Below are 26,247 nucleotides of genomic sequence, written 5' to 3'. Positions count from 1 at the left end.
CGAGTTCGAGGAGGACCCATGCCAACGACGATCGAACCGGCCACCGGGGGCGCGGCGCCTGCCGCGGCTCCGGAGGCTGCGGCCGGCGCGACGGCGACCATCGTCGCGCGCGGCGTCACGAAGCGCTACGGGAGCACCCGCGCGCTCACCGGTGTCGACCTGCACGTCGAACGCGGCGAGATCCTCGGGCTCGTCGGTCACAACGGCGCGGGCAAGAGCACGCTCATGCGCATCCTCGCCGGACGCGAGCGACCCGACTCGGGCGCCGTGACGGCGCGGGACACCGCCGTCGGGCGGGCGTGGGACACCCGCACGGCCGCTGCGGCGGGGGTGCGGATGGTGTACCAGGAGCTCGCGCTCTGCGCCGACCTGACCGTCGCCGAGAACGCGTACCTCTCCGATCCGCGGCGCGCAGCCCCCTTCGGGTGGCGGGCACGCGCGGAGCGGCGGATCGGCGAGGTGCTCGACACCGTGTTCCCCGGTCACGGGATCGCGGTCGTCAGGCGCGTCGGCGAACTCACGCTGGCTCAGCGCCAGATGGTGGAGATCGCCCGCGCGCTCTGCACCGAGCGACTCGGCCTGCTCATCCTCGACGAGCCGACCGAGTCGCTCGGAGTGGACGCCGCCGACCAGCTCTACGCGCACCTGCACCGGCTGACCGCCGACGGGACCAGCGTTCTCCTCATCTCCCACCGCATGGCGGAGGTCACCGCTCACAGCGACCGCGTCGCGGTCATGCGCGACGGCGCCGTGGCCGGTGTCTTCGCGGGGGCGGACGAGTCGGTGCTCCTGCACGCGATGGGCGGGGAGGTTCACGCGGCCGCGGAGGCGGAGGCGGCGGCCGACGCGCGGCAGGCGGGGGAGGTCGTGGCCGAGATCCGCGGCGACGGCATCCCGTTCGCCGTGCGCTCGGGCGAGATCATCGGGCTGGCGGGCCTCGCCGGCCAGGGGCAGGAGGCGGTGCTGGCCCGGCTCTGGTCGGCCGGGACGCTCACCCGGGGAGTGCGGGCACCGCAGCGGCGCGCCTACGTGCCGGGCGACCGGCAGACCTCCGGAATCCTCCCGCTCTGGAACGTCGCACAGAACCTCACGATCGCCGCCCTCCGCGGCATCAGCACCGCGGGCGTCGTCGACGCGCGGGCCAAGCGCGACCTCGCGGCGCGCTGGATCGAGGCGCTGCGCATCCGCGGCGCCGCCGGTACCCCGATCACCGCGCTCAGCGGCGGCAATCAGCAGAAGGTGCTGGTCGCCCGCGCGTTCGCGACCGACGCCGCGCTCGTGCTGCTCGACGACCCGTTCCGCGGGGTCGACGTGACGACGAAGAACGAGCTCTACACCCTCATGAAGACGGAGGCCGCCGCCGGGCGCGCCATCGTCTGGTACTCCACCGAGAACGCCGAGATGGCTCACTGCGACCGCGTCTACGTGCTGCGCGGCGGCCGGATCGTCTCCGAGCTGGCCGGCGACACGAACACCGAGGAGCACATCATCGCCCACTCGTTCGACGAAGGGACGGCCCGATGACCGCCTCCACCGCATCCGCCCGGGCGGCTGCGCCGGCATCGCGCGGCACGGGTCGACCGGCGACCGCCGTGCGCCTGCGCGCGGCCGTAGCCCAAGGCTCCCCGGCGCTGCTCTCGCTCGTCGCCCTCGTCGTGATCGTGGCGATCGCGGCGGCGATCCAGCCCGGCATCCTCTCCGTCACCGGTCTGAGCCTCATGCTCATGTCGGCCGTCCCGCTGGTCTTCGCCGCGCAGGCGCAGATGATCGTGATGTCCGTCGGCGACATCGACCTCGGCATCGGCAACCTGGTCGGGCTCGTCACCGTGATCGCGGCGACCGTGCTCGCGACCAGTCCGTTGCTCGGCGTCGTCCTGCTCGCCGGGGTGCCGGTCGTCTACGCCGTGCTGGCGGTGATCGTGCAGAAGCGCGGGGTCCCCTCCATCATCGTGACCCTCGGCATGTCGTTCGTCTGGCTGGGCCTCGGCCTGCAACTCCTCCCGACGCCGGGAGGCTCCACACCGGCGTGGCTCACCGCCATCGGCTCCTGGCGCAGCACGGTGGTGCCGCCTCCGCTGGTCTTCATCGCGATAGCCGCCGTGCTCGGCTGGTGGATCGTCCGGCGCAGCCGTGCGGGTGCCCGGATGCGTGCGCTGGGCTCCAGCGCCGCCACCCTCGACAAGGCCGGTTGGTCGCCGACGAGGACCCGTGTGACGGCCTACGTGTTCGCAGCCCTCCTCATCGTCGTCTCCGGGCTCCTGCTCGCCGCGCAGACACGCTCCGGCGACATCAACTCCGCGAGCAACTTCACCCTCACCACCATCGCCGCGGTGATCCTCGGCGGCGGCACCTTCTCCGGTGGCCGCGCCCTCCCCATCGGCACCGCTCTCGGCGCCGTCACCCTCGGCCTCATCTCGGTGCTCCTCAGCCTCGTCGCGCTCCCCTCGAGCATGCAGGCGGGCGCGCAGGGTGTGATCGTGCTCGCGGTGCTGGCCGGCCGCATCGTCACCGAGAGGTTCAGCAGATGACCACCTCCACCTCGACTCCTCCGCCCGCGCCCACCCTGCCGACGCAGGTCGGCGCGCGGTCCCGGCTCCGCTGGCCGGCTTGGGGCTGGTCCCTGATCGGCGTGCTGGCCGTCTGGCTGTGCATCGTCGCCGTGCGGCCCGGCCAGCCTTTCGAACCGCTGGCGCAGGCGCTCTCGCTGGCGCCCTTCCTCGTCCTCGTGGCGCTCGGGCAGATGCTCGTCATCACGCTCGGCCCGGGCAACATCGATGTGTCGGTCGGCGCAGTGGTGTCGATGGCGTCGTACGTCGCCGTGGGCGTCGGTGCGGCCGCCGGACCGGTCATCGGTGTCGCGGCAGCGGTGGGCGCAGGGGTCGCCGCGGGACTCGTGAGCGTGGTCGCCATCCTGGTGCTGCGGGTCCCTCCGATCATCGCGACCCTCGCGACGAGCCTGATCGTGCAGTCCTGCACCCTGCTCCTGGCCGACAGCAACCGTGCGACTGCGGGGGCCGGTCTCCGCGCCTTCGTCAACGCGAAGCTCCTAGGCGTCCCGGTGATGGCGCTGCTCGTGGTCGTCGTCACCGCTCTCGTCGCGGTCGTGCTCGCCCGCACGCGTTTCGGGCTCGGCGTGCTCGCCGTCGGTCAGAGCCCGCGGGCCGCCGAACGGGCGGGCGTCCGAGTCTGGCGGGTCACCGCCATCACCTACGTGGTCAGCGGCGCGTTGGCCGGCCTCGCCGGAGGGCTGCTCGCCGCCTTCATCTCGCCGAGCACCGTGCTCGGCACCTCCTACATGCTCGACTCGGTCGCCGTCGTCGTGATCGGCGGCACCCTGATCTCGGGCGGCCGTGCCGTCCCCGTCGGCGCCTGGACCGGCGCGCTGTTCTTCGTGCTGCTGTCGGGCCTGCTCAACCTCGTCGGCTGGAGCGTCGGCGCCCAGAACATCCTCAAGGGCGTCCTCGTGGTCGCGGTCGTCGTCGTCTCGGCGGCGGCCACCGGCACCGGCCGCTCCGTCCTCGCGCGTCTGCGCGACTCCCTGACCATGACCGCAAAGAAGAAGGAGAACACCCATGGCTGACCTCGACGACCTCCGCGACGGGACCGATTTCACCGGCGCCGCCCCCCAGGCGGGCGACTTCCCGCTCAAGGGCCTCGCCGGGCAGGACTGGGGGATGCGCGCCCGCCTCTCCCGGGTGTTCGACCCGACGGACGGCAAGACCGTCATGCTGGCCTTCGACCACGGCTACTTCCAGGGGCCGACCTCGGGCCTCGAACGGCTCGACCGCTCGATCGTGCCGCTGATCCCGCAGGCGGATGCCCTGATGTGCACGCGCGGCGCCCTGCGGACCACCATCCCGGCGACGACAGGCAAAGGGGTCGTGCTGCGCGCGAGCGGCGGACCCAGCGTGCTCGGCGACCTGAGCGCGGAGGATCTGGCCGTCGGCATCGACGACGCCGTGCGCCTCGACGCCGCCGCACTGGCCGTGCAGGTCTTCGTCGGCTCGGAGAACGAGAGCCGTTCGGTCCGCAACCTCACGACGCTGGTCGACCAGGGCCAGGCCGCGGGCATCCCGGTGCTCGCCGTGACCGCGGTGGGGCGTGACATGGTGCGCGATGCGCGGTACTTCCGTCTCGCCACACGGATCTCTGCCGAGCTCGGGGCCGCGTTCGTCAAGACCTACTACGTCGAGGACGGGTTCGAGACCGTCACCAGCGCGTGCCCGGTCCCGATCGTGATCGCCGGCGGCAAGAAGGTGGAGGAGCGCGAGGCTCTGCGCGTCGCGTACCGCGCGATCCAGGAGGGTGCCGCCGGCGTCGACATGGGCCGCAATGTGTTCCAGTCGGAGCATCCGGCGGCGATGCTCGCGGCGGTCCGCGGCGTCGTCCACGACGGCCTCACCGCCGACGACGCGTTCGCCCTCTTCGAGCAGCTCTCGCACTGACATGCCGGCCCTCACCACCTACACCCCGGAGATCCCGTCGGTCGACGTCGCCGTGATCGGCGCGGGCATCAACGGCCTCGCCGTGGCCCGCGAGGCCGCCGCGCGCGGCCTCAGCGTCGCCGTGTTCGACCAGGACGACCTGGCTGCCCGGACCTCGGCGATCTCGACGCGCCTCATCCACGGCGGGCTCAAGTACCTCGAGCGGTTCGAGCTGAACCTCGTCCACGAGTCGATCCGTGAGCGCAACATCCTGCTCGCGAAGGCTCCGCACCTGGTGCACCATTACCCGATGCTCATCCCGTTCTCGAAGCAGCAGAGCCGGCCCGGCTGGCTGCTCGCGTGCGGTCTGATGCTGCACGATGTGCTGTCGCTCGGCAAGCCGCTGCCCTTCAACCGCATCGTCTTCCGCCGGCGGCTGGAGCGCGAGTGGCCCGCGCTGGCCGCGGCCGGGCTGCGCTGGGGCGGCCTGTTCCATGACGCGAACGTGCCCGTCACCGAGCGGCTCGCGGTCGAACTGGCCGTGGACGCGCAGCGCAGTGGCGCCATCGTCTCCACCCACGCCCCGGTCGAGTCACTCGTGCGGCTCGGTGGACGTATCGCCGGCCTCCGCTACCGCGATCGGGAGACCGGGGAGACGAAGACGGTGCCCGCCCGTCTGGTCGTCAACGCCGCCGGCCCCTGGGTCGACAGCGTGCTCGACCTCGCCGGCGCGCACGATCGTCGGATGGGGCCGACCAAGGGCAGCCATCTCGTCGTCGCCGCCTTCCCCGGCGCGCCGGACACCTGCATCTTCTTCGAGTCGCCGGACGACGCCCGGCCGATGTTCGTGCTGCCCTGGGAGGGCAAGTACATGATCGGCACCACCGACCTGCCGTACGACGGCTCCATCGACGATGTCGTGATCGACGAGGACGAGACCGCGTACCTGCTCGGCGCCGTCAACGCGCTCATCCCGGAGGCGCGGCTCGGGGCCGACGACGTGCTCTGGTCCTACTCGGGAGTGCGTCCCCTGCCCTACGTCGGCGACGTGGACGATCCGTCCACGGTCAGCCGCGACCACGAGATCGTCGTGCACTCGGGCGCCGACGCCGGCCTGGTGACCATCATCGGCGGCAAGCTGACCACGCATCGCGCGCTCGGCGAGCTGGTGGCGCGCCGCCTGGAGCGGGAGCTCGGTCGCCGCCCCGGCCCGTCGCCGACCCGCGCGGCGCGACTGCCCGGTGCGCCCGAGGGCGACTGGCCGGCCTATCGCAGCCGGTTCGTGGCGAAATCCACCCTGCCCCCGAGCACCGCGGCGCGTCTGGTCGACACCTACGGCGTCGTCGCCGAGCGCATCGAGCGGCTCGTCGTCGCCACGCCCACGCTCGGCGAGGTGGTCGACCCCGAGACCGGGGCGATCGCCGCAGAGGCGGTGCACGCGGTCCGGGAGGAGGGCGCCCTCAGCCTCGAGGACGTCGTCCTCCGCCGCATGGCGGTCGCGCTCAACAGCGATGTCGGCCTCGCCGCGGCCCCGGCGGTCGCCGCCGTCCTGGTCGCCAACCGTGACTGGACCGCCGAGCGCGCCGAGCGCGAACTTGACCGCTACCGCGCCGCGATGCGACGCTTCAAGCCCCGCGCTCTCGACGCCGAGCGCGAGGCCGGGACCATGCGAGGAAGCACGGAATGAAGCACTGCCTGATCGGGATCGACGTCGGCCTCACGGCCGCCAAGGCCGCGGCGTTCGACGAGGCCGGCGCCGAACTGCGCGCGGTGTCCGCGGCCAACCCGCGCGTGGCCGTCGCCGCGGACCGCCAGGAGATCGACATGGCGGCCCTGTGGGACGTCGTCGCCGGCGTGCTCGCCGAGCTCACCGGCTGGCTCACGGCCGAAGGCTGGACCATCTCGGGCATCGGCGCCACCGGTCACGGCAACGGCCTCTACCTCGTCGACGAGCAGCTGCGCCCCGTGCGGGCGGCCTTCGCCTCCACCGACAGCCGCGCCGAGCGGATCGTCGCCGCCCTCGATCCCGTCGAGGTGGAGGCGGTGCGTCGGGTCACCGGTTCCGTCCCGTGGGCGGGCCAGCCCGGTGTATTGCTCCGCTGGCTTCTCGATGAGGAGCCGCAGGCCCTCGGGTGCGCGAGGTGGGCCCTGAGCTGCAAGGACTGGATCACCTCCCGCCTCACCGGCCGGCCGAGCGCCGACTACTCGGACGCCTCCGCCTGTGGCCTGGTCGACCTCGCGGCGCGCACCTACGAGCCCGCCGTGTTCGATCTGCTCGGCCTCCCACGCGACCTGATGCGGTTGTTGCCGCCGCTGTCGCGCTCCGATGAGGTCGTGGGCGCCGTGACCGCTGAAGCCTCCGCCGCCACGGGCCTCCCGGCCGGCGCCCCCGTCGTCGCCGGATGCATGGACTGCGTCGCGAGTCCGATCGGGGCCGGCGCCGTCCGGCCGGGCGATGTGACGATCATCGTCGGCACCTGGGCGATCAACTCCGTCGTCGTCCCCGCCGACGCCGAGCCGCCACGGGTGACGCTCAACGCGCTGCTCCCCGACCCCCGTCACATGCTGGCCCAGGAGGTCGCACCCACCTCCGCCGCGGGAGTCGAGTGGTTCTCGACGCTGATGTCGAGCGTGGCCGCCGACACGGTCACCCCGCGCGACCTGCTGCACGCGGCCTCGACGGTGGACGCGGGCGCCGACGGCCTCCTCTTCCTCCCGTTCGTGCACGGCGCGCCGGAGCACCTCGGCGCTTCCGGGACCCTCCTCGGCGCCAAAGACAAGCACGGCTACCGTGAGATCGCGCGCGCTGTCGCCGAGGGGGTGACCCAGTACCACCGCGTTCAGCTCGAGAAGGTGTGCGCGAGCGGCGCGACCGTCTCGGACGGCCCGTGGACCCTCGCCGGCGGAGGTGCCAAGAATCCGCTCTGGGCGCAGATGTTCGCCGACGTGGTCGGTCATCCGGTGCGCCGCCAGCTCGGGACAGAGCTGGGCGCGCGTGGCGTCGCATCCCTGGCCGCCGCCGGGGTGGGCGTCGACACGGCCGGTTGGTGGGGCGACCCCGACCCCGCCCTCGTCGTCGCACCGGGCGCCGATCGCGAGGCCTACCGGCGCCAGGCCGACCGGTTCGACCGCGCGCTCGCCGCGATGGGCTCCGTGTGGACGGAGCTGGCCCGATGAGCGGCTCGCCATACGGTCCCGAGGTGGATGCCGCACTGGCGGAGATCACCCGGGTCTCCCGGACGCTCGGAGCCGATCCCTCCCTCGTGCTGCACGGCGGCGGCAACACCTCCATCAAGGCGACCGGCCACGACGCCACCGGCGACGAGGTGGAACTCGTGCTGGTCAAGGGCAGCGGGTGGGATCTCGGCTCGATCGAGCCCGCCGGATTCGCTCCGCTGCGCCGCAAGCGCCTGCTGCGCCTGCTGGCGCTCACCGAGCTGACCGACAGCGGGATGGTGAACGAGCTCCGGCAGGCATCGCTCGACGCCTCCGCGCCGACGGCGTCCATCGAGGCGCTGCTGCACGCGCACCTGCCGTCCCGGGTCGTCCTCCATTCGCACGCGGACGCCGTCGTCGCCCTCACCGATCAGCCGGACGGCGTCGAGCGGGCGGCGCGTGTGCTCGGCGACCGCGTCGCGGTCCTGCCGTATGTGATGCCGGGATTCCCGCTCGCGCGGTCCGTCGCCGACGCGGACCTCCGCGGGGTCGACGCCCTGGTGCTGGCCAACCACGGTCTGTTCACGTTCGCCGACGACGCCGACGAGGCCCTGCGCCGCCACCTCGAGCTGGTGGATCTGGCGTTGGTCTCCGCCGGCTCGCCGCGCTGGGGTGATGAGGGGGCGCCGGTCGAGCGGGCCGGATCGGTCGAGGCCATCGCCGAACTCCGGCGCGATCTCTCCCTGGCCGCAGGCACGCCGCTGATCGTGCGGCAGTCGGCATCGTCGCGTGCTCTGCGGTACGCGCAACGATCGGATCTCCGGGAGGCGACCTCCCGCGGCACGGCGACTCCCGAGCACGTCATCCGCACGAAGCGCGCTCCGCTCGTCGGCCGCGACGTGGCCGCCTATGCCGCCGACTACGCCCGCTATGTCGACGCGCACCGCGACCGGATACCCGGCCCGATCGAGCCCATCGACCCTGCCCCGCGGGTGATCCTCGATCCCGAGCTGGGCCTGCTCACGGCAGGCATGTCCCGCTCGGCCGCCGATGCCGTGCACGACATCGCGCTGCACACCATGGACATCGTGGAGGCGGCCGACCGGCAGGCAGGCTACCGCTCGCTCGACGAGGCCCTGAGCTTCGACATCGAGTACTGGGAGCTCGAGCAGGCGCGCCTGCGCTCCGGCGCCCGTGCCCGGCTGCTCGACGGCGAGGTCGCGCTCGTCACCGGCGCCGCATCCGGGATCGGCCGGGCGACCGCTGCGGCGCTGCTCGCCCAGGGCGCGTCGGTCGTCGGCGTCGACCTCAGCCCGGACGTGACCGATGTGTTCGACGGTCCGTCGTGGCGGGGGATCGTCGGCGACGTGGCGGAGCACGCCGTGCTGGATGCCGCGGTCGAGACGGCGGCGCGGGAGTTCGGCGGCCTCGACGCACTCGTGGTCGCCGCCGGGATCTTCCCCGCCGGCGAGTCCCTCGCCACCCTCGCGGACGACGTCTGGGAGCGGGCGATGCGGGTCAACGCCGGTGCCGTGGCCCGGGCGCTGCGGGCGGCGCATCCGCTGCTCGCCGTCGCGCCGCGCGGCGGCCGTGTGGTGCTGGTGTCGACGAAGAACGTCGCCGCGCCCGGCCCGGGAGTCGCCGCGTACTCCGCCAGCAAGACCGCCGCAGCACAGCTCGCCCGGGTGGCGGCGCTGGAGTGGGCCGCGGACGGCATCCGCGTGAACCAGGTCGAACCCGACGCCGTCTTCGACACCGCGATCTGGACGCCCGGGCTTCTTGCCGAGCGCGCCGCGCACTACGGGCTCACGGTCGAGGAGTATCGCACCCGAAACCTCCTGGGCGTCGAGGTCACCAGCGCTCTGGTCGCGGAGGCGGTGCTCACGTTCATCGCGGGCCTCCCGGCCACGACCGGCGCGCACCTCTCGGTGGACGGCGGCAACGACCGCGTGGTGTAGCCGGCGGCGCCGCGGCTGCCGCGACCGGAATGTCGATGCCGAACGTGTAGGGCATGATGAACCGCGCGAAATCGTCCCGGAACGCCTGCACTTCGTCGAGGGTGGCGGGGTCGATGCTCTGCAGTGCCTCGATGGCGCGCGAGGAGAGCAGGGGCCCTCCGTGATCACCGGCGAGAGCGGGGACGGCGGCGTCGGCAGGGTCGGGATCCATGTCCATCACGCGATCGACGGTGGTCCCCGGTTGCGCATCGACGCCCACGCACCGCTAATCTCAGTTCGGGCGCGAGCGTGACGGTACGACTCCAGCCCCGAGGAAGACGCGGAGGGCGCGGATGGCGGTCAGTCGCAAGGGTGGACCGGTCACCCTGAAAGATGTCGCGGCTCACGCGCGGGTGTCGCTGTCGACGGCATCGCGTGCGCTGAACGGCAGTTCTCGCAATGTGTCCGACGCGCTGCGGGCCCGGGTGGAGCGTTCGGCGGCCGACCTCAACTACTCGACGAATCTGCTGGCACAGGGGATCGCCCGAGGGCTGAGCGAGACGGTCGCTGTCATGGTGGGCAGCATCGTCGATCCCTACTTCGCGGGCATCGTGTCGGGCGTGACGGAGGTGGCCGAGGCGAACGGCCTGGTCGTGACCATCATCACCACGGGAGGCGACCCGAGCCGGGAACGCTCGGCGCTGAACGCCATCCGCGGCCAGCGTCCTCGGCACGTCGTGATGACAGTGAGTCGCACTCTGGACGAGGACACGGAGGAGCGGGTGGGCCGTGCGCTCGCCGACTATGAGCAGATGGGCGGCACTGTCGCCTTCGTCGGCGGGGGGATCGAGGGGTTCCGCACCCTCGAAGTGGACAACGCGGGGGCCGCGCGCGCCCTCGGTGGCGCCTTGGTCGCTGCCGGCTACCAGCGGTTCGCCCTTCTGGGGGGCCCGTCCCACCTGGCGACGCCGGTCGCCCGGCAGCGCGGGTTCGTCGAGGGGGTGACCGCGGCCGGCGGGGAGGCGCCTCTCGCGTGGCGGATCCCCTCGAAGATCAACCGGGCGGGTGGGTACGCGGCGGCCGCCCAGATCTTGGCGACCGGCGCGAGGCCGGACTGCTTCTTCGCGGTGGCGGACGTCATGGCGATCGGCGCGCTCGCTGCGATCCGGGACGCGGGGCTCGTCCCGGGAGTGGATGTCGGGATCGCCGGATTCGGCGATGTCGAGCTGTTGGAGGATTTCACGCCGTCGCTCACGACGGTCCGGTTGCCGCTGGAGCGCATGGGGCGTCAGGCCGTCGAGCTGGTGCTCGATCCGCATCCCGGAGCCCTGGTCTCCTCGATCGGCGGCGAGGTGATGCTGCGCGCGAGCACGCCTCCGCGCCCGACCTCTTGACGTCGTGACGTCGACCTGTTCATAATGTGGAAAGCGTTGTCCACGTTGTTTCCGCTAGTGGAAAGCGTTGTCCATCTGGCTTGCCCATCCCCGATGAAGAGGAGAACCACAGATGTTGAACACACGTCGCACCGCAGCCATCGCTGCGGCCGCCGCGCTGCTGGGCCTGTCGTTGACCGCGTGTGCAAGCGGTGGCTCGTCCGCCCCGAAGACGGTCACCGTGTGGTCGTACTTCAGCACGCCGCAGCAGCTGCAGTACGAGAAGGAAGCGGCCAAGCTCTTCAATGCCAAGCATCCCGACATCACGGTCGACTATGTGAACATCCCGGCCGGACAGCTCGACTCGAAGCTGCTGGCCGCGGCCGGCACCCGCTCGGGGCCGGACGTCGTCATCAACAACCCGGCCGCGGACTTCGGCCAGCTCGACGCCGCCGGTGTCATGGCCGACATGACCGAGCAGTGGGCGAGCCTCGGCGATCCGTCGCCCTATCCGGACAGCGTCGTCTGGCGTGACGCGAAGGACAGGGTCAAGACGTTCCAGACCTACGTCAACATCCAGGGCCTCTGGTACAACAAAACCCTTCTCGACCAATACTCGATCCCCGTCCCGACGACGATCGACGATTTCGAGAAGGCGATGGCGGTCCTCAAGCAGAACGGGAAGACCCCGCTGCTCAACAACGCCGACCCGGGCGTCGACGGCACGTGGTCGTGGTACCCGTTCCTCGCCGGCGAAGGCGTCGACTTCTGCAGCATCGACTCCCCGAAGACCGTCAGCGTGCTCGAACGCCTCGACGGCTGGGCGAAGAAGGGCTACCTTCCCACGGGCTATCAGGAGCTGACCAACGTGCAGACGCCGTCGATGTTCACCAAGGGGGACGTCGGGTTCCTGCTCAACGGCAACTGGAACCTCGGCCAGATCCAGAAAGAGGCCACGTTCGAGTTCGGGACAGCCCCGATCCCGGCCGGTCCGAAGGGCACCCACGTGCTTCCCGGAGGCGAGGGCCAGGCCGTGGGCGGCTACGCCAAGAACCCGGAGATGGCGTGGGAGTACCTGAAGCTCGGCTGGCTCTCCACGGAGGCGCAGCAGGCCTCCCTCGACATCATGGGAAGCCTGGTGACACGCACCGACATGCAGAGCGCTCTCAAAGAGAAGCCGTATCTGGATGGCTTCCTGCAGGAGATCCCCACGGTCGGCAAGTGGCCGACCGGCAAGAACTCCAACACGGCGGTGACCAACTTCGGCAACACGATCAGCGGCTTCGCCGCCGGGCAGTACAGCGCCGAGGACGCCGCGAAGAAGCTCGCCTCCGGCCTCGAGACAGACCTCGGAAACGGCGGCTGCTGAGTCCGCATGGCCATCTCACCCACCGGCGTCGTCCCCCGGACGGCACGCGACCGGACCCCCGCTCCTCCTCGGGGGTCCGGCCCACGCCGCCCGCGGGCGCGGAGCGCCGTCCCGTCGTACGCGGCCCTGCTGCTTCCGCTGCTCTTCCTCGGCGTGCTCGCGATCGTCCCGATCGTGCAGCTCTTCCGCATGAGTGTCAGCGAGGTGGGGCCGCAGAACATCATCGGCGACTGGCCGTTCGCCGGCGCGCAGAACTTCCAGACGATCTTCTCGTCGTCCGATTTCTGGCACGCTTTCGGACGCAGCTTCGTGTTCACGGTCGTCCTGCTCGCCGGGGTGCTCGTCCTCGGGTTCATCGCGGCGGTCTGGCTCACCAAGGACACGCGGCTGAGCCGCTTCGTCCAGGGTCTGATGATGCTGTGCTGGGCGCTTCCGCCGATCGTGACGGGGACCGGCTGGAAGTTCCTGCTCCAGGGCACCGGACCGATCAACGATGCGGCCCGCTCCCTCGGCCTCCCGCAGGTGTCGTGGCTGGGTGACTCGTCGCTGGTGCTCTGGACGTTGATTGCGATCACCATGTGGGCCAACATCCCGTTCGCCGCCACCGTCCTGAAGGCCGGCCTGCTCGGCGTCCCCGCCGACACACTGGAGGCGGCGTCGCTGGATGGCGCCAGCGCCTTCCAGACCATCGTGCGAGTGGTCATTCCCCAGATGCGCGGAATCATCGCGACCCTCGCTGTGCTCGTCTTCGTCTACGGGTTCGGGAGCAGCTTCAACTTCATCTACGTCGTCACCGGCGGTGGACCCGGCACGTCGTCCCAGACGCTGCCGTACTTCGGCTATGTCGCGGCCTTCCAGAACTTCCAGTTCGGCATCGCGGGGGCCGTTGCGGTCGTGTCGATCGTGGTCGTGCTGGTCGTCGCGAACGGGTACATCCGGTCGACGGGCAAAGAGGCGGTGGGTCGATGATCGCACTGTTGTTCCGCCGGAGGTGGATCGCCACAGCCGGCTGCTGCCTGCTCTTGGTGGTCTACGCCGTGCCGCTCGCCTGGATCCTGCTGGAATCTCTGGCGTCCGACAGGGTCGCGGGAGCGGGGTTCCCCACCGAGTTCAGCGTCGAGGCCTATGAGCGCGTGCTCGGCGGCGTCGGCGGCCCGATCGCGCAGTCCGCCATCATCGCGGTCGCCACCGCCCTCCTGGTCGTCGTGTTGTCGGCGCTCGCGGGATACGGGCTCAGCCACGTGCGCGGACGGCTCGGCTCCGTCGTGATCGCCGCGACGATGATCATCCTGGTGGTCGTCCAGATGATCCCGCAGGCGACCAACGCCATCCCGTTGTACGGGCTGTTCGGAGCGTGGGGGCTGGTCAACTCGACCGTGGGGGTCGTGCTGGCGGACGTCGCGCTTCTGCTTCCGCTCGGCATCGTCCTGGTTCGCCCGTTCTTCGTCGAGGTCCCGGTGGAACTCGAGCAGGCCGCCATGATCGACGGGGCGAACCGCTGGAAGGTCGTATGGCACATCGTTCTGCCGCTCGCCCGCAACGGTCTGGTCACGGTTGGGCTGTTGAGCTTCATGATCGCGTGGGGGGAGTTCATCTACGCGATCACGTTCCTCAACGATTCCGGCCTGTTCCCCGTGAGCGTCATCCTGGCGCAGCAGGTCGGCAGCCTCAACGCGTCCTGGAACAGCCTGATGGCATTGGCGGTGCTCACCTCGATCCCCCTCGTGGTCATCTTCATCGGCGGCCAGCGGAGGCTCCAAGCGGGCATGATGGCGGGAGCAGTCAAGTGAGCCTCGATCGCGCCGGGCTGCGTCGGCTCCTCGCGGTCGGCGCGCCCGAATCGCAGCGGCCGACGGAGGTGCGACGCGGCGACGTGGAGCATCACGCCGGCGTCGACATCGAGCGGATCGAGTTGGTCGCGGCCGACAGGGTCGTCCCGGCCCTCCTGCTGACGACCTCACCGCCACCGTGGCCGGCCGCCGTGGTCGCGGTGCACCAGCACAACGGCCGGTTCGACCTCGGCAAGAGCGAGCCGGCGGGACTCGCCGGCGACCCTGAGATGGCCTACGGCCTCCGAGTCGCGGCGACCGGCATCCCGGTCATCGTCCCCGACCTCTCGGGGTTCGAGGAGCGGATGCCCGCGAGCGGTGACCCCGCTGCGGCGGAGCAGCAGACCGCCTGGGAGCTCGTCGCCGGGGGGCTGACGCTGCAGGGCCGGCACAGCGACGATGTCTCGCTCGCGGTCAGCTGGCTGATCGACGAGGCGGGAGTCGACGGCCCGGTCGGCGTCATCGGGCACTCGCTGGGCGGTCAGGTCTCCCTGTTCACGATGGCCGTCGACCCGCGCATCCGCGCCGGTGTCGTCAGCTGCGGCGCGGGGAGCATCGCCTCCTTCGGGCCCGCGGGCGTCTTCCACAACCCGGCGTATTACGTGCCGGGCATTCTGCCCGCGGGCGATCTCCCGGCTGTCGCTGCGACGCTTCACGGGCAGAGCCTGCTCGTACTCGCGGGCGATGACGACCCGCTCTTCCCTGCTGACGGTGTCGACGCCGTCGTCGCGCGGCTCGACCCGGAACGCACCGATGTCATCCGCTTCTCTGGCGGCCACGCTTTCCCGCTGACCCTCCAGCTCGCCGCGATCACCTGGCTGGCTGAAACCCTGACCGCGCCGGACGGACAACTGCCCGCCGGCGAAGAGAGGACCACATGAACCACCCCACCGTCGCCCCCATCCGCACCGCCATCGTCGGGGCGGGGAACATCGCCACCCTGCACCACCTTCCGGCTCTGCGTGCGCACGCCGCCGAGACGGAGCTGGTGGCGGTCGTCGACGTGGACCTCGTCCGCGCGGAGGCGTTCGCGCGCGAGGCGGGCATCCCGGCGGCGTTTTCCGACCTCCGGGCGATGCTCGAGGGCGTGAATCCCGACCTGGTGGTCGTCTGCACGCCGCCGGTCGCGCACCGGGAGGCGGTGATCGCCGCGCTGGATGCGGGGGCCTGGGTCTGGTGCGAGAAGCCGCCGGCCCTGTCCCTCGCGGAGTACGACGAGATGGCGGCGCACGAGGGCGCCGCAGGGCCATACGTGTCCTACGTCTTCCAGCACCGGTTCGGGTCGGCAGCGCAGCGGTTGAGAGAGCACATCGCCAGCGGCGAACTCGGCGAGCCTCTCGTCGGCATCTGCCACACCCTCTGGTTCCGCGACGACGCGTACTACGAGGTGCCCTGGCGGGGACAGTGGAGCACGGAGGGAGGGGGGCCGACGATGGGCCACGGTATCCACCAGATGGACCTGCTGCTGCACGTGCTGGGCGATTGGGAGGAGGTGCGCGCGATGAGCGGCACCCTGGCCAGGGACATCGAGACCGAGGACGCATCGTTCGCAGCGGTCCGATTCGCGTCCGGTGCGATCGTGTCGGTCGTCAACAGCATCCTGTCGCCACGTGAGACCAGCTACCTGCGCTTCGACTTCCGGGACGCGACGGTCGAGGTGGAGCACCTGTACGGCTATAGCAATTCGGACTGGCGCTGGACTCCCGCGCCCGGGGTCGACCCCGCCCGTGCCCGCGCCTGGGCGCCGGAGAAAGACCTGGCCAGCTCGCACACCGCGCAGCTGGCGCAGCTGATCGCGGCCTACCATGACCACCGTCGCCCGACGGCGAGCGGGGAGGACGGCCGTCGCGTCCTCGATCTCACGGCGGCCCTCTACGCGTCCGCGGCGACCGGCCGGGCCGTCCATCGGGGCGACATCACTCCAGAGTCGCCGTTCTACGCGACGATGAGCGGCGACCGGAGTGCGATCGCCGGTGCGGAGGTCATCGGTGCCTGAGATCCGGATGCACGACGACGGCGCGCGGCTGTCGATCACCGCGGGCAGCGTCGAGCTCGCCGTCTACGAGTACCGGCCGGACGCGCCGGCCGCGGAGGCCCCCAAGCCGTTCCTGCACCCGATCCGGACCGTCTCCGGGGCACCGCTCAGCATCGCCCGGCCGTGGGATCACCGCTGGCACAAGGGCCTCCAGATGACCTGGTCGCACGTGTCGGGGCAGAACTTCTGGGGCGGACCGACCTTCACCCTCGACGAGGGGTACGTGTGGAAGGAGAATCTGGGCCGCATCCGTCACGACCGCTTCGAGCGCGTCGACACTGACGGGGCGTCCGCCGTTATCGAGGAAGGGCTCAGCTGGATCACCAGCGACGACCGCCACTGGTTCGCGGAGGCGCGCACGCAGCGCATCCACCGGCTCGACGAGACACGGGGGAGCTGGGTGCTCGACTTCAGCACCGAACTGCGGAACGTGTCCGACCGTGAGCTGCGGCTGGGGAGCCCGACCACGCACGGCCGCCCGGACGCCGGTTATGCGGGGCTGTTCTGGCGCGGGCCGCGGTCGTGGACGGACGGCGCGATCCTGGGGGGCGACGGGGCGGAGGGCGAGGCCGTCATGGGGACGGTCTCCGACTGGGCGGCGGTCATCGGCCAGCATGACGAGATCGACGGCGGCGGAACGGTGCTCATGTTCGCGGGCACCAGCTCCGCCCCCGTCCCGATTCGCTGGTTCAGCCGGATCAGCCCGTTCGCGTGCCTGGCGCCGTCGCCCGCGTTCGACACGGAGATCGGACTCGCCCCCGGCTCCCGTCTCCGGCTGGCGCATCGGGTCGTCTTCATCGATCGCCGATGCAGCCGTGACGAACTGGAAGAGCTGGCGGGGGAGCTGCGGCCGTGAGCGTCAGCGGCGGTGGCCCGCACCCCGCCTTTCCCGGAGCGGTGGGGATCTCGCGCCTCGCGGTGTACCCGTGGGAGGGCTCCGACGGCAAGCACGGCGGGACCCCGCATCTGCATCTGGCCTGCTCGGAGTGCTACGTCGTGGTCTCCGGGCGGGGCAGGCTCGAGACGCTCACGATGGGTGCGCATTCCGAGACGGCCCTGCACCCGGGCGATGTCGTCTGGTTCGAGCCGGGAACCATCCATCGGGCGATCAACGACGGCGATCTCGTCGTCGTGGTGGTGATGCAGAACGGCGGTCTGCCGGAAGCGGGGGATGCCGTCATGACATTCCCGCCCGAATTCCTGGCGGACCACGAGTCGTATGCCGCGCGCGCCGATCTCGGCGACGCGGCCGGCGCGGGGCGGGAGGCGCGTGCACGCAGCCGCCGGGATCTGGCTCTCGAGGGCTTCGAGCGACTGTCGACGGCGTTCGACGCCGGCGACACGGAGCCGCTCGCGGCGTTCCATCGTGCCGCCGCCGCGCTCGTCCGGCCGAAGCTCGACGAGTGGCGCGCGGTGGTCGAGGAGGGTGCAGCGGTCGAGGCGGCGCGAACGATTGCGCGGCTCGATGAGCTGGCGGGCGGTGGAACCATGTCGCTGACCGCCGCGCGGGTCGCCCACCTGAACCGTCCGGAGCAGTCGTTCGGGATGTGCGGCCGACTCGACGCGTACGATATCGCGCGTCGTGCCGAGGAGGATTGACGTCCGGATCCCGGAATACTGCGACTCTCCTCAAAGTTGAGTCTGATGTACTCAAGTTTGTGCTTCGACGCCTTGACAGCACCCGATCGAGGGTGACAGTCTTGAGTCGTCGAGGCTCAAGTCTTGACCCCAGACTTTCATGGCAACACAGCCAGCAACAAAGGAGAGAAAGCACATATGTCACGTGCAGTAGGTATCGACCTCGGAACCACCAACTCCGTCGTCGCGGTGCTCGAGGGCGGCGAGCCCACGGTCATCGCCAACGCGGAGGGCTTCCGCACCACCCCGTCCGTCGTCGCGTTCACCAAGGACGGCGAGGTGCTCGTCGGCGAGACCGCCAAGCGCCAGGCCGTCACCAACGTCGACCGCACCATCTCGTCCGTCAAGCGCCACATGGGCACGACCTGGACGCAGGAGATCGACGGCAAGAAGTACACCGCCCAGGAGATCTCGGCGCGCATCCTGCAGAAGCTGAAGCGCGACGCGGAGCAGTACCTCGGCGACACCGTGACCGACGCGGTCATCACGGTCCCGGCCTACTTCAACGACGCCGAGCGCCAGGCCACCAAGGAGGCCGGTGAGATCGCGGGCCTCAACGTGCTCCGCATCATCAACGAGCCCACCGCCGCGGCTCTCGCGTACGGCCTCGACAAGGGCAAGGAGGACGAGCTCATCCTCGTCTTCGACCTCGGTGGCGGAACCTTCGACGTCTCCCTCCTCGAGGTGGGCAAGGACGACGACTTCTCGACCATCCAGGTCCGCGCGACCGCCGGCGACAACCGCCTCGGCGGCGACGACTGGGACCAGCGTGTCGTGGAGTGGCTCATCAAGCGCTTCAAGGACTCGACCGGCGTCGACGTCTCGAAGGACAAGATCGCCCTCCAGCGTCTGAAGGAGGCCGCGGAGCAGGCGAAGAAGGAGCTGTCGTCGAGCATGTCGACCAGCATCCAGCTGCCGTACCTCTCGCTCACCGAGAACGGCCCGGCCAACCTCGACGAGACGCTCACCCGCGCCCAGTTCGAGCAGATGACCAGCGACCTCCTCGACCGCACCAAGAAGCCGTTCCAGGACGTCATCCGCGAGGCCGGCATCAAGGTGGGCGACATCGCCCACGTCGTGCTCGTCGGCGGATCGACCCGCATGCCGGCCGTCTCCGAGCTCGTGAAGCAGGAGACCGGCAAGGAGCCCAACAAGGGCGTCAACCCGGACGAGGTCGTCGCCGTCGGCGCCGCCCTGCAGGCCGGTGTCCTTAAGGGCGAGCGCAAGGACGTCCTCCTCATCGACGTCACCCCGCTGTCCCTCGGCATCGAGACCAAGGGCGGGATCATGACCAAGCTCATCGAGCGCAACACGGCCATCCCCACCAAGCGCAGCGAGACCTTCACCACGGCCGACGACAACCAGCCGTCCGTCGCGATCCAGGTCTTCCAGGGCGAGCGCGAGTTCACCCGCGACAACAAGCCGCTCGGCACCTTCGAGCTCACCGGCATCGCCCCGGCCCCCCGTGGCATCCCGCAGGTCGAGGTCACCTTCGACATCGACGCCAACGGCATCGTGCACGTGTCCGCCAAGGACAAGGGCACCGGCAAGGAGCAGTCGATGACGATCACCGGCGGCTCCAGCCTGCCGAAGGACGACATCGAGCGCATGGTGCGCGAGGCCGAGGAGCACGCCGCGGAGGACAAGAAGCGCCGCGAGTCCGCCGAGACCCGCAACCAGGCCGAGCAGCTCGTCTACCAGATCGAGAAGCTCATCAAGGACAACGAGGACAAGCTCCCCGAGGACGTCAAGAACGAGGTCCAGGGCGACGTCGACGCGCTGAAGACGGCTCTGGCCGGCGAGGACGACGAGGCCGTCAAGACCGCGTTCGAGAAGCTGAACGCCAGCCAGCAGAAGCTCGGCGAGGCGATCTACTCCTCGGCGCAGGCCGACGCCGCAGCTTCCGAGGCGGACGCCCCCCAGGGCGAGCAGGCGGGTGATTCCTCCGACGAGGACGTCATCGACGCCGAGGTCGTCGAGGACGAGGAGAAGAAGTAATCATGTCGGACCACACCCCGGGCGCTCCCGGGTCGGGCGAGCCCGACCCGGAGCGCGAGGAGCCGATCATCCGCGACAAGCGGCGCATCGACCCCGAGACCGGCCAGGTCCGGGAGCCGTCTCAGCAGGATCTGTCGCACGAGGAGCTCGTCGACGTCGGCCCCGCCGGTGACGAGGGGCCCGTCCTGTCGGACGACGACCTGGACATCCTCTCGGGCCAGACCACGTCCGACGCGCTCGCGGCGGAGCGGCTCGCCGACCTCCAGCGAGTCACGGCGGAGTACGCGAACTACCGCAAGCGCACCGAGGCGAACCGCGAGGTCGAGCGCGAGCGCGCCGTGAGCGAGGCCGTGAAGGGCCTCATCCCGGTGCTCGACGACCTCGAGCGCGCCGAGAAGCACGGCGACCTGCCCGAGGGCAGCGCGTTCGCGGCCATCGCGGCCAAGCTGCGGGCGAGCGTCGAGCGCCTCGGCCTCGTCCCGTACGGAGAGAAGGGCGAGCCCTTCGACCCGCAGATCCACGAGGCGATCTTCCAGCAGCCCACCCCCGACGTGACGGTGGACACCGTCGCGGACGTGGTCGAGACCGGGTATCGCCTGGGCTCGACGACGGTCCGGGTGGCGAAGGTCGTCGTCTCGGTCCCGGCCTGACCGGCCGGATGCACGGCACGGCGGAGCGGCAGGTCCACGGTCCTGCCGCTCGCCCGCCCGCCGTGCGCACATCATGAAGACTTCACCCACGACCATCACGATCGAAAGGAGGCGCCGTGGCTAGCCAGGACTGGTTCGACAAGGACTTCTACAAGGTCCTCGGCGTCTCCAAGGACGTCAGCGACGCGGACCTCAAGAAGACCTATCGCAAGCTCGCGCGCAAGTACCACCCGGACTCCAACCCGGGCGACGCGGCTGCCGAGGCCAAGTTCAAGGAGATCAGCGAGGCCTACTCCGTCCTCAGCGACGCCGACGAGCGCAAGGAGTACGACCAGATCCGCGCCATGGGAGGCGGCGCCCGGTTCACGGCCCCCGGCTCGGCCGGTCAGGGCGGCTTCGACGACGTCTTCGGGGGCATGTTCGGCGGCCAGCGCGGCGGCCAATACACGTTCCAGCAGGGCGGTCAGAACGCCGGCTTCGACGACGTGTTCGGCGGCCTGTTCGGCAACGGACGCTTCGGCCAGACCAGCGGAGGCTACCGCGGCTACGGCGGGCCGACCCGCGGCCGCGACGTCACCGCGCACACCACCATCGACTTCCTCACCGCGACCCGTGGCGAGACCATCAGCCTGCAGGCCTCGGACGGCAAGCCGTTCAAGGTGAAGATCCCCGCGGGTGTCTCCGACGGGCAGAAGATCAAGCTGCGCGGCAAGGGCCAGCCGAGTCCGGACGGCGGCGAGCCCGGCGACATCGTGCTCACCGTGACCGTGCGCAAGCACCCCGTGTTCGAGCGCGACGGCCTCAACCTGCGCGTCACCGTCCCGGTCACGTTCGTGGAGGCCACGCTCGGCGCCACCATCGAGGTCCCGACCCTGGGCGGCGACCCCGTCAAGCTGCGGGTCGCTCCCGGCACCCCCGGCGGCCGTGTGCTGCGCGTGAAGGGGCGCGGGGTCGAGACGGCGAAGGGAACCGGAGACCTGCTCGCCGTCGTCCAGATCGCCGTCCCGTCGCACCTCTCCAGCGAGGCCAAGGAAGCCCTGGAGGCGTTCGCGGAGAAGCTGCCCGACGAGAACCCGCGAGAGGATCTTCTCGCGAAGGCCCGGAGCTGATCGTGGACGAGAACTCGCAGGTCTTCGTCATCTCCATCGCGGCCGAGCTGGCCGGGATGCACCCGCAGACCCTGCGTCAGTACGACCGGCTGGGGCTCGTCAGCCCCAGCCGGACGCCGGGCAAGTCGCGCCGCTACTCCATGCGCGACATCGAGAAGCTGCAGGAGATCGCCCGTCTCGGCGCCGAGGGCGTGAGCCTCGAAGGCATCCGCCGCATCCTCGAGCTGGAGGATCAGGTCGGCTCTCTGAGCTCTCGTGTTCGTGAGCTCGAGTCCGCGCTCGCCGACGAGCTGCTCAACCGCCCCGGCCGCCGCGTCTTCGCCGCCGGTTCCGAGGGCGAAGTCGTCTCCCTGCGCGCCGGCACCCGTGTGCGCCGCAGCACCCAGATGGTCGTCTGGCGCCCTCTGGAGCACTAGCCCCCCGTCCTCCTCTTCATGCGCCGACATTCGTGCCGAATGTCCACTCTGCAGCGCCCTTTCGCGACATTCGTGAAGAATGTGGGGGCCGCGCTCGAACTGACCGAGCAGGCCACCCGCCTGGCCGACGGCGCCGGGGTCGACGACGACGTGTGGGCTGCCGCGGCCGAGCATTTCGACGACGAACAGCTCGCCGCGCTCGTCGCCCAGATCGCGCTCATCAACGCGTTCACCCGTATGAACGTGATGATCACGATGCCTGGAGGGTCGTATGACGTGGGGCAGCTGGCTAGAGTCGAGGCCTGACCACGCAGTATCGCGATCGGGGGATCCAGATCATGTCCGAGCAGTCTCCGTTCCAGCCGACGTTCCCGCCGCCTCCCGCGCAGCTGGGCGTGACCTACGCCCCGCCGCCGCCCGGGCCGGCCGCGCGTCGTTCGTCCGTGCTCGGGTACGTGGCCCTGGGGGTCGCCGCCTTGGGGGTGCTGGTGGGCCTCGTCATGGAGGTGGTGCAGCGCCAGTTCCTGCTGACGACGCACTACTCCGGCGCGTCGTTCGCCCTGCTCTCCGGCATCTCGGTGACCATCGGCATCGTGCTGGACCTGGTGGTCATCGCGATCGCGGTCGTCGCCCTCGTCGGCCGGCGGGGGACGGTCCCGGCCGCGATCGCACTCGGCGCGAGCGGTGCCGGTCTGATCGGGGTGCTCGGGAGCCTCCTCGTCAACGCCGCCATGTCGTTCGGGGGCTGAGTCCGCGGGAACATTCGTCACGAATGTCGGCTGAGCGCTACGCTTTCGCGACATTCGTGACGAATGTCGGGGCGGTCAGAGCGACGTCGACGCCCCCTGGCCCACGTAGAGGGTGTGGGAGAACGCGCGGGCGTCCTCGGCGGCGATGTCGGCGTCGATCCCCGCGCGCACCTCCCGCATGAGCTTGTGCAGCTCCTGGTGCTTGCCGGGCACCCGCGCGTGGCCGGTGCTGTCCCAGAGGTTCGAGACGGGGAGAGCCTCACCCGCCTCGACGGCGACGGTCCACTCCTCCGTGGTCGCGACGGCGGCGAACTCCGAGTCCATCGTCACGAGGACGCTGATGTGGAGGGCGTCCGCCGAGACCGAGCCGGCCGCGTTGACGAGGTCGAGGGTGCCCGTCGCATCCGAGAGGAACTCGACGGTGAAGCCCAGCGCGTGCGCATCCCTGGCCGTCCCGGCGCAGCAGTGCTGCGTCATGTACCCGGCGATCGTCACCGTGTCGTAGCCGCCCGCGCGCAGCCAGTCCTCCAGGTCGGTGCCGCGGAACGAGGACACGTCCGTCTTCGTGATGAGGTGGTCCGGCGTCCGGTCGGCGACCGACTCGTGCAGCGCCGCGCCGTGGGAGCCGCGCGCGAACACGGGGGCGTCCTCGTCCTCGACGTGCTGCACGATCACGAGCGCGACCCCGTGGTCGGCCGCCGCGTCCATCGCCACCTCGATGTTCGGGATGGAGGTCATCAGGTCCGGGTGGCAGATCTTCAGGTTGCCGTCGACGTACTCGTTCTGCACGTCGATCACGATCAGTGCGCGCTTCATGAGGGGACTCTAGCGCTCCGTGCGGCCGCTCACGAGAGTGCGCCGGGTTCGGTCTGCACGTCTCGGCCGGGGGACGCGGTCGGACCGCCTGCGATGATTCCCGCGGACTCATCGGAGGAGGGCGGATGCCGGACTACCCGCGGATCGCGGAGGCGCTGACCTCGCCGGGCGCGTTCCTCGCGCTCGCGGACGACCGGCGCGTGTTCGGCGCGAAGAAGCAGGCCGCCGCGGCCTTCGCGCTGTGGAGCCGGGCCGAGGAACGCTACGTCGGAGCCTCTCGCAGCTTCGCGACCGCGGCCGGCACCAGCACGGGACTCGCGATCCGGGTGTTCTGGAACCCCGAGACGACCACGCCACGGCTCGCCGCGATCGCCTCCGGGATCGCCACCGCGCTTCCGGACGCCCTCGCGCGCGCCGACGAGAAGGCGACGCGCGACGCGCGCGACAGGAAGCAGAGCGTCTTCTTCGCGTGGCGGGGTATGAGCGCCCGCCCGCTGTCGCAGTGGTTCCAGGAGCGGTTCGGCGTCGGCGCGTGCACGACGCGGCTGACGAGCCTCTCCGATCTGACGCAGGATGTCGCCGTCGTCGCGTCGTCGGGCGGCGTCGACCATCTCTGGACGCTGACCGCGCCCCGCTGAGCCGAGGCGGCCGCCGAGTCCGCCGATCGTCAGTCGAACGCGTTGCCGATCAGGATCGCCCCGAAGAACAGCAGCACGATCGCGGAGATCGTGGCGGTGTTGCGGATGAGCCATCCGCGCACCTCGCCGAGTGCGGGCGTCGAGCGCTCCCCGCCGATCAGCACGGCGGCGGGAGGCAGTGCGACGGTGACGCAGGCGAGCGCGGCGAAAACCGCAACGGCGATCACGGACGGGCCCCACCCGGTGAGGCTGCTGCCGATCACGAGGCCGGCGCCGCCGCCGAACGCGAGCTCTTTCGGGTTGGCGACCGACAGTACGAAGCCGAGCCCGAGCGCCCGCGAGCCCGACAGCGACTCGAGGGAGGCCATCCAGCGCGGCGGCGTCTCCGCGTCGTCGCCGTGGGGGCGCTTCGTCCACTTGACGACGCCGAGCACCACCAGCACGACGCCGAGCAGCAGGCGCGCCCAGCCGATGCCGGTGGAGGCTGCTCCGCCACCGATCTCGGCCAGGTACTCCGCGAGCGCGGTCACCGCCCCGACCACCGCGAGCACTCCGGCCAGGCGGCCGGCGAGCAACGCGAACCCGCGCCCGGCACCGTGCGGTGACAGCGGGATCACGACGCCGGCGACGAGCGGGAGCGGGCTGAGGGCGATGCCGAGAGCGAGGGGGGCCTCGGCGATCACCGGCAGCAGGGCGGTCGTCATAGCGGGAATCTAGCGGTCGCGCAGACCGGATGAGCGATTTCTTGACGCTTTCGGACCTCAGCGCTTAATGTCAGAGCATCGATTGTTAATCGGTTAACAACTCGCGATACCCGGGGCGAGAACCGCTGTTCAAAGGAGAAGACGGATGCCTCGACACCACCACCGCCGCGCACGCCTGGCCGCGCTGCTCACCGCCGCCCTCGCCGTCACCGGCCTGGCCGCCTGCTCGTCGGAAGGGGACGACCGCGGACCGGTCACCCTCCAGTACGGCATCTGGGACCCTGTGCAGCAGCCGGCGATGCAGAAGATCGCCGACGCCTACGAGAAGGAGAACCCCGGGGTCACCGTGAAGATCCAGGTCACGCCGTTCTCGCAGTACTGGACGAAGCTGCAGACGGCCGTCACCGGGGGAAGCGCCCCCGACGTGTTCTGGATGAACGGCCCGAACAGCAAGCTCTACGCCTCCAACGGAGTGCTGGCGCCGCTGGACGGCGTCGACACGTCGAAGTACTCCGAGGGGCTCACCGACATCTACACCGTCGACGGGAAGCTCTACGGCGTTCCCAAGGACTTCGACACCATCGGCGTCTGGTACGACAAGGCGCTGTTCGACGCGGCGGGCGTCGCCTATCCGGAGGCGGGCTGGACCTGGGACGACTACCTCGCGACAGCGAAGGCGCTCACGAACCCGGAGGCCGGCGTGTGGGGATCGGCCGCCGCGCTCAACGACCAGCAGAACTACTACGACACCATCGCCCAGGCCGGCGGCTCGGTCATCAGCGCTGACGGGACCACGACCGGCTACGACGACCCGAAGACGCGCGAGGGCATCCAGTTCTGGATCGACCAGATCACGAGCGGCGTCTCGCCCACGCTCGAGCAGATGACCGACACCTCCCCGGAGGACGCCTTCCTCTCGGGCACGATCGCGATGTACTGGTCCGGCTCTTGGAGTGCGAACAAGTACGGGCAGGACCCGGCCGTCAGGGACCACGTCGACGTCGCGCCCCTGCCACGCGGCCCGGAGGGCAACCAGTCCGTGGTGCACGGACTCGCGAACGTCGCCAACGCGAAGTCGCCGCACCTCGACGCTGCGAAGAAGTTCGCCGTCTTCGCGTCGGGTGAGCAGGCGGCCGGGATACAGGCTGCGAGCGGGGCGGTGATCCCGGCCTACGAGGGTACCCAGCAGGCGTGGATCGATGCATACCCGTCGTTCCGGCTGTCGGTGTTCACCGATGCGCTCGACACCGCCGTTCCCTACCCGGCCTCCATCAACACGGCCGCGTGGACCGCGATCCAGGACCAGACGCTCTCCCAGGTGTGGGCGCTCAGCATCAGCCCGGAGGAGGGGCTCGCGACCCTGGCGAAGAAGATGCAGGCCGCCCTCGACAAGGAGAAGAAGTAGC

General features: G+C 70.7%; 25 protein-coding genes. 23 read left to right on the top strand and 2 right to left on the bottom strand.

Going from position 1 to position 26,247, the window contains the following annotated elements:
* Positions 1-18 precede the first annotated feature (18 nt).
* The 21 genes from IT072_RS18935 to IT072_RS18835 all read left to right on the top strand — a co-directional run bounded on the left by IT072_RS18935 (position 19) and on the right by IT072_RS18835 (position 22,683).
* Positions 19-1,524 (top strand): sugar ABC transporter ATP-binding protein, encoded by a 1,506-nt coding sequence (locus tag IT072_RS18935; protein ID WP_223358385.1) that lies wholly within the window; start codon positions 19-21, stop codon positions 1,522-1,524.
* A complete protein-coding gene (locus IT072_RS18930) occupies positions 1,521-2,528 on the top strand; it encodes an ABC transporter permease (protein ID WP_223358384.1) in 1,008 nt (335 codons plus the stop codon). The genes IT072_RS18935 and IT072_RS18930 overlap by 4 nt, the downstream gene beginning before the upstream one ends.
* On the top strand, positions 2,525-3,580 hold the full coding sequence (locus IT072_RS18925; protein ID WP_223358383.1) for an ABC transporter permease: 1,056 nt from the start codon (positions 2,525-2,527) through the stop codon (positions 3,578-3,580). Before IT072_RS18930 ends, IT072_RS18925 begins: the two co-directional genes overlap by 4 nt.
* Positions 3,573-4,445, top strand: coding sequence for a 3-hydroxy-5-phosphonooxypentane-2,4-dione thiolase (gene lsrF / locus IT072_RS18920; protein WP_223358382.1), 873 nt, complete (start codon positions 3,573-3,575; stop codon positions 4,443-4,445). The genes IT072_RS18925 and lsrF overlap by 8 nt, the downstream gene beginning before the upstream one ends.
* A gap of 1 nt (position 4,446) precedes the next feature.
* Positions 4,447-6,111 carry a glycerol-3-phosphate dehydrogenase/oxidase gene (locus tag IT072_RS18915; protein ID WP_223358381.1) on the top strand — a complete coding sequence of 555 codons (1,665 nt, stop codon included), beginning with the start codon at positions 4,447-4,449 and terminating at the stop codon, positions 6,109-6,111.
* A complete protein-coding gene (locus IT072_RS18910; RefSeq protein ID WP_223358380.1) occupies positions 6,108-7,601 on the top strand; it encodes an FGGY-family carbohydrate kinase in 1,494 nt (497 codons plus the stop codon). Before IT072_RS18915 ends, IT072_RS18910 begins: the two co-directional genes overlap by 4 nt.
* Complete coding sequence (locus IT072_RS18905) at positions 7,598-9,538, top strand: SDR family NAD(P)-dependent oxidoreductase (RefSeq protein ID WP_223358379.1); 1,941 nt, start codon at positions 7,598-7,600, stop codon at positions 9,536-9,538. The genes IT072_RS18910 and IT072_RS18905 overlap by 4 nt, the downstream gene beginning before the upstream one ends.
* Before the next feature lie 332 nt (positions 9,539-9,870).
* Entirely contained in the window at positions 9,871-10,911 is a 1,041-nt protein-coding gene (locus IT072_RS18900) for a LacI family DNA-binding transcriptional regulator (protein WP_223358378.1), read from the top strand.
* 112 nt (positions 10,912-11,023) lie between these two features.
* The gene (locus tag IT072_RS18895; RefSeq protein WP_223358377.1) at positions 11,024-12,259 is read left to right on the top strand and encodes an ABC transporter substrate-binding protein; all 1,236 of its coding nucleotides are present in this window, start codon (positions 11,024-11,026) and stop codon (positions 12,257-12,259) included.
* 6 nt (positions 12,260-12,265) lie between these two features.
* Complete coding sequence (locus IT072_RS18890) at positions 12,266-13,228, top strand: carbohydrate ABC transporter permease (RefSeq protein ID WP_223358376.1); 963 nt, start codon at positions 12,266-12,268, stop codon at positions 13,226-13,228.
* Positions 13,225-14,049, top strand: a complete 825-nt coding sequence (locus IT072_RS18885) for a carbohydrate ABC transporter permease (protein ID WP_223358375.1) — start codon at positions 13,225-13,227, stop codon at positions 14,047-14,049. Before IT072_RS18890 ends, IT072_RS18885 begins: the two co-directional genes overlap by 4 nt.
* On the top strand, positions 14,046-14,969 hold the full coding sequence (locus IT072_RS18880) for a dienelactone hydrolase family protein (RefSeq protein ID WP_223358374.1): 924 nt from the start codon (positions 14,046-14,048) through the stop codon (positions 14,967-14,969). Before IT072_RS18885 ends, IT072_RS18880 begins: the two co-directional genes overlap by 4 nt.
* Complete coding sequence (locus IT072_RS18875) at positions 14,966-16,084, top strand: Gfo/Idh/MocA family protein (protein WP_223358373.1); 1,119 nt, start codon at positions 14,966-14,968, stop codon at positions 16,082-16,084. The genes IT072_RS18880 and IT072_RS18875 overlap by 4 nt, the downstream gene beginning before the upstream one ends.
* On the top strand, positions 16,077-16,979 hold the full coding sequence (locus IT072_RS18870; protein WP_223358372.1) for a PmoA family protein: 903 nt from the start codon (positions 16,077-16,079) through the stop codon (positions 16,977-16,979). Before IT072_RS18875 ends, IT072_RS18870 begins: the two co-directional genes overlap by 8 nt.
* On the top strand, positions 16,976-17,722 hold the full coding sequence (locus tag IT072_RS18865; RefSeq protein WP_223358371.1) for a cupin domain-containing protein: 747 nt from the start codon (positions 16,976-16,978) through the stop codon (positions 17,720-17,722). The genes IT072_RS18870 and IT072_RS18865 overlap by 4 nt, the downstream gene beginning before the upstream one ends.
* Before the next feature lie 177 nt (positions 17,723-17,899).
* On the top strand, positions 17,900-19,759 hold the full coding sequence (gene dnaK / locus IT072_RS18860) for a molecular chaperone DnaK (RefSeq protein WP_223358370.1): 1,860 nt from the start codon (positions 17,900-17,902) through the stop codon (positions 19,757-19,759).
* Between the two features lie 2 nt (positions 19,760-19,761).
* Entirely contained in the window at positions 19,762-20,409 is a 648-nt protein-coding gene (locus IT072_RS18855; RefSeq protein WP_223358369.1) for a nucleotide exchange factor GrpE, read from the top strand.
* 116 nt (positions 20,410-20,525) lie between these two features.
* Positions 20,526-21,518 carry a DnaJ C-terminal domain-containing protein gene (locus IT072_RS18850; RefSeq protein WP_223358368.1) on the top strand — a complete coding sequence of 331 codons (993 nt, stop codon included), beginning with the start codon at positions 20,526-20,528 and terminating at the stop codon, positions 21,516-21,518.
* Positions 21,519-21,520: 2 nt separating this feature from the next.
* Positions 21,521-21,934 carry a heat shock protein transcriptional repressor HspR gene (locus tag IT072_RS18845; protein ID WP_223358367.1) on the top strand — a complete coding sequence of 138 codons (414 nt, stop codon included), beginning with the start codon at positions 21,521-21,523 and terminating at the stop codon, positions 21,932-21,934.
* 39 nt (positions 21,935-21,973) lie between these two features.
* On the top strand, positions 21,974-22,240 hold the full coding sequence (locus tag IT072_RS18840) for a carboxymuconolactone decarboxylase family protein (RefSeq protein ID WP_223358366.1): 267 nt from the start codon (positions 21,974-21,976) through the stop codon (positions 22,238-22,240).
* Between the two features lie 32 nt (positions 22,241-22,272).
* Positions 22,273-22,683: a hypothetical protein gene (locus tag IT072_RS18835; protein ID WP_223358365.1), complete on the top strand. Its 411-nt coding sequence runs from the start codon at positions 22,273-22,275 to the stop codon at positions 22,681-22,683.
* A gap of 75 nt (positions 22,684-22,758) precedes the next feature.
* On the opposite strand, the gene IT072_RS18830 is transcribed toward IT072_RS18835, so the two are convergent.
* Positions 22,759-23,499, bottom strand: a complete 741-nt coding sequence (locus IT072_RS18830; RefSeq protein ID WP_223358364.1) for a cysteine hydrolase family protein — start codon at positions 23,497-23,499, stop codon at positions 22,759-22,761.
* A 125-nt stretch (positions 23,500-23,624) separates the two neighbouring features.
* On the opposite strand from IT072_RS18830, the gene IT072_RS18825 reads away from it, so the two are divergent.
* Positions 23,625-24,137 carry a hypothetical protein gene (locus IT072_RS18825; protein WP_223358363.1) on the top strand — a complete coding sequence of 171 codons (513 nt, stop codon included), beginning with the start codon at positions 23,625-23,627 and terminating at the stop codon, positions 24,135-24,137.
* A 29-nt stretch (positions 24,138-24,166) separates the two neighbouring features.
* Here IT072_RS18825 and IT072_RS18820 read toward each other — a convergent pair whose 3' ends face one another.
* Complete coding sequence (locus IT072_RS18820) at positions 24,167-24,841, bottom strand: GAP family protein (protein ID WP_223358362.1); 675 nt, start codon at positions 24,839-24,841, stop codon at positions 24,167-24,169.
* Positions 24,842-24,986: 145 nt separating this feature from the next.
* On the opposite strand from IT072_RS18820, the gene IT072_RS18815 reads away from it, so the two are divergent.
* Positions 24,987-26,246: an ABC transporter substrate-binding protein gene (locus IT072_RS18815; RefSeq protein ID WP_223358361.1), complete on the top strand. Its 1,260-nt coding sequence runs from the start codon at positions 24,987-24,989 to the stop codon at positions 26,244-26,246.
* Position 26,247 lies beyond the last annotated feature (1 nt).

The sequence above is a fragment of the Leifsonia sp. ZF2019 genome (assembly GCF_019924635.1).
Lineage (GTDB): Bacteria > Actinomycetota > Actinomycetes > Actinomycetales > Microbacteriaceae > Leifsonia.
Note: the sequence above shows the minus strand (reverse complement) of the source record. Positions and strands in the feature narration are given on the sequence as shown.

Coding starts and splice junctions, on each gene's coding strand:
- IT072_RS18935 (WP_223358385.1), top strand. CDS start 19: ATGCCAACGACGATCGAACCGGCCACCGGGGGCGCGGCGCCTGCCGCG.
- IT072_RS18930 (WP_223358384.1), top strand. CDS start 1,521: ATGACCGCCTCCACCGCATCCGCCCGGGCGGCTGCGCCGGCATCGCGC.
- IT072_RS18925 (WP_223358383.1), top strand. CDS start 2,525: ATGACCACCTCCACCTCGACTCCTCCGCCCGCGCCCACCCTGCCGACG.
- lsrF (WP_223358382.1), top strand. CDS start 3,573: ATGGCTGACCTCGACGACCTCCGCGACGGGACCGATTTCACCGGCGCC.
- IT072_RS18915 (WP_223358381.1), top strand. CDS start 4,447: ATGCCGGCCCTCACCACCTACACCCCGGAGATCCCGTCGGTCGACGTC.
- IT072_RS18910 (WP_223358380.1), top strand. CDS start 6,108: ATGAAGCACTGCCTGATCGGGATCGACGTCGGCCTCACGGCCGCCAAG.
- IT072_RS18905 (WP_223358379.1), top strand. CDS start 7,598: ATGAGCGGCTCGCCATACGGTCCCGAGGTGGATGCCGCACTGGCGGAG.
- IT072_RS18900 (WP_223358378.1), top strand. CDS start 9,871: ATGGCGGTCAGTCGCAAGGGTGGACCGGTCACCCTGAAAGATGTCGCG.
- IT072_RS18895 (WP_223358377.1), top strand. CDS start 11,024: ATGTTGAACACACGTCGCACCGCAGCCATCGCTGCGGCCGCCGCGCTG.
- IT072_RS18890 (WP_223358376.1), top strand. CDS start 12,266: ATGGCCATCTCACCCACCGGCGTCGTCCCCCGGACGGCACGCGACCGG.
- IT072_RS18885 (WP_223358375.1), top strand. CDS start 13,225: ATGATCGCACTGTTGTTCCGCCGGAGGTGGATCGCCACAGCCGGCTGC.
- IT072_RS18875 (WP_223358373.1), top strand. CDS start 14,966: ATGAACCACCCCACCGTCGCCCCCATCCGCACCGCCATCGTCGGGGCG.
- dnaK (WP_223358370.1), top strand. CDS start 17,900: ATGTCACGTGCAGTAGGTATCGACCTCGGAACCACCAACTCCGTCGTC.
- IT072_RS18855 (WP_223358369.1), top strand. CDS start 19,762: ATGTCGGACCACACCCCGGGCGCTCCCGGGTCGGGCGAGCCCGACCCG.
- IT072_RS18840 (WP_223358366.1), top strand. CDS start 21,974: ATGTCCACTCTGCAGCGCCCTTTCGCGACATTCGTGAAGAATGTGGGG.
- IT072_RS18835 (WP_223358365.1), top strand. CDS start 22,273: ATGTCCGAGCAGTCTCCGTTCCAGCCGACGTTCCCGCCGCCTCCCGCG.
- IT072_RS18830 (WP_223358364.1), bottom strand. CDS start 23,499: ATGAAGCGCGCACTGATCGTGATCGACGTGCAGAACGAGTACGTCGAC.
- IT072_RS18825 (WP_223358363.1), top strand. CDS start 23,625: ATGCCGGACTACCCGCGGATCGCGGAGGCGCTGACCTCGCCGGGCGCG.
- IT072_RS18820 (WP_223358362.1), bottom strand. CDS start 24,841: ATGACGACCGCCCTGCTGCCGGTGATCGCCGAGGCCCCCCTCGCTCTC.
- IT072_RS18815 (WP_223358361.1), top strand. CDS start 24,987: ATGCCTCGACACCACCACCGCCGCGCACGCCTGGCCGCGCTGCTCACC.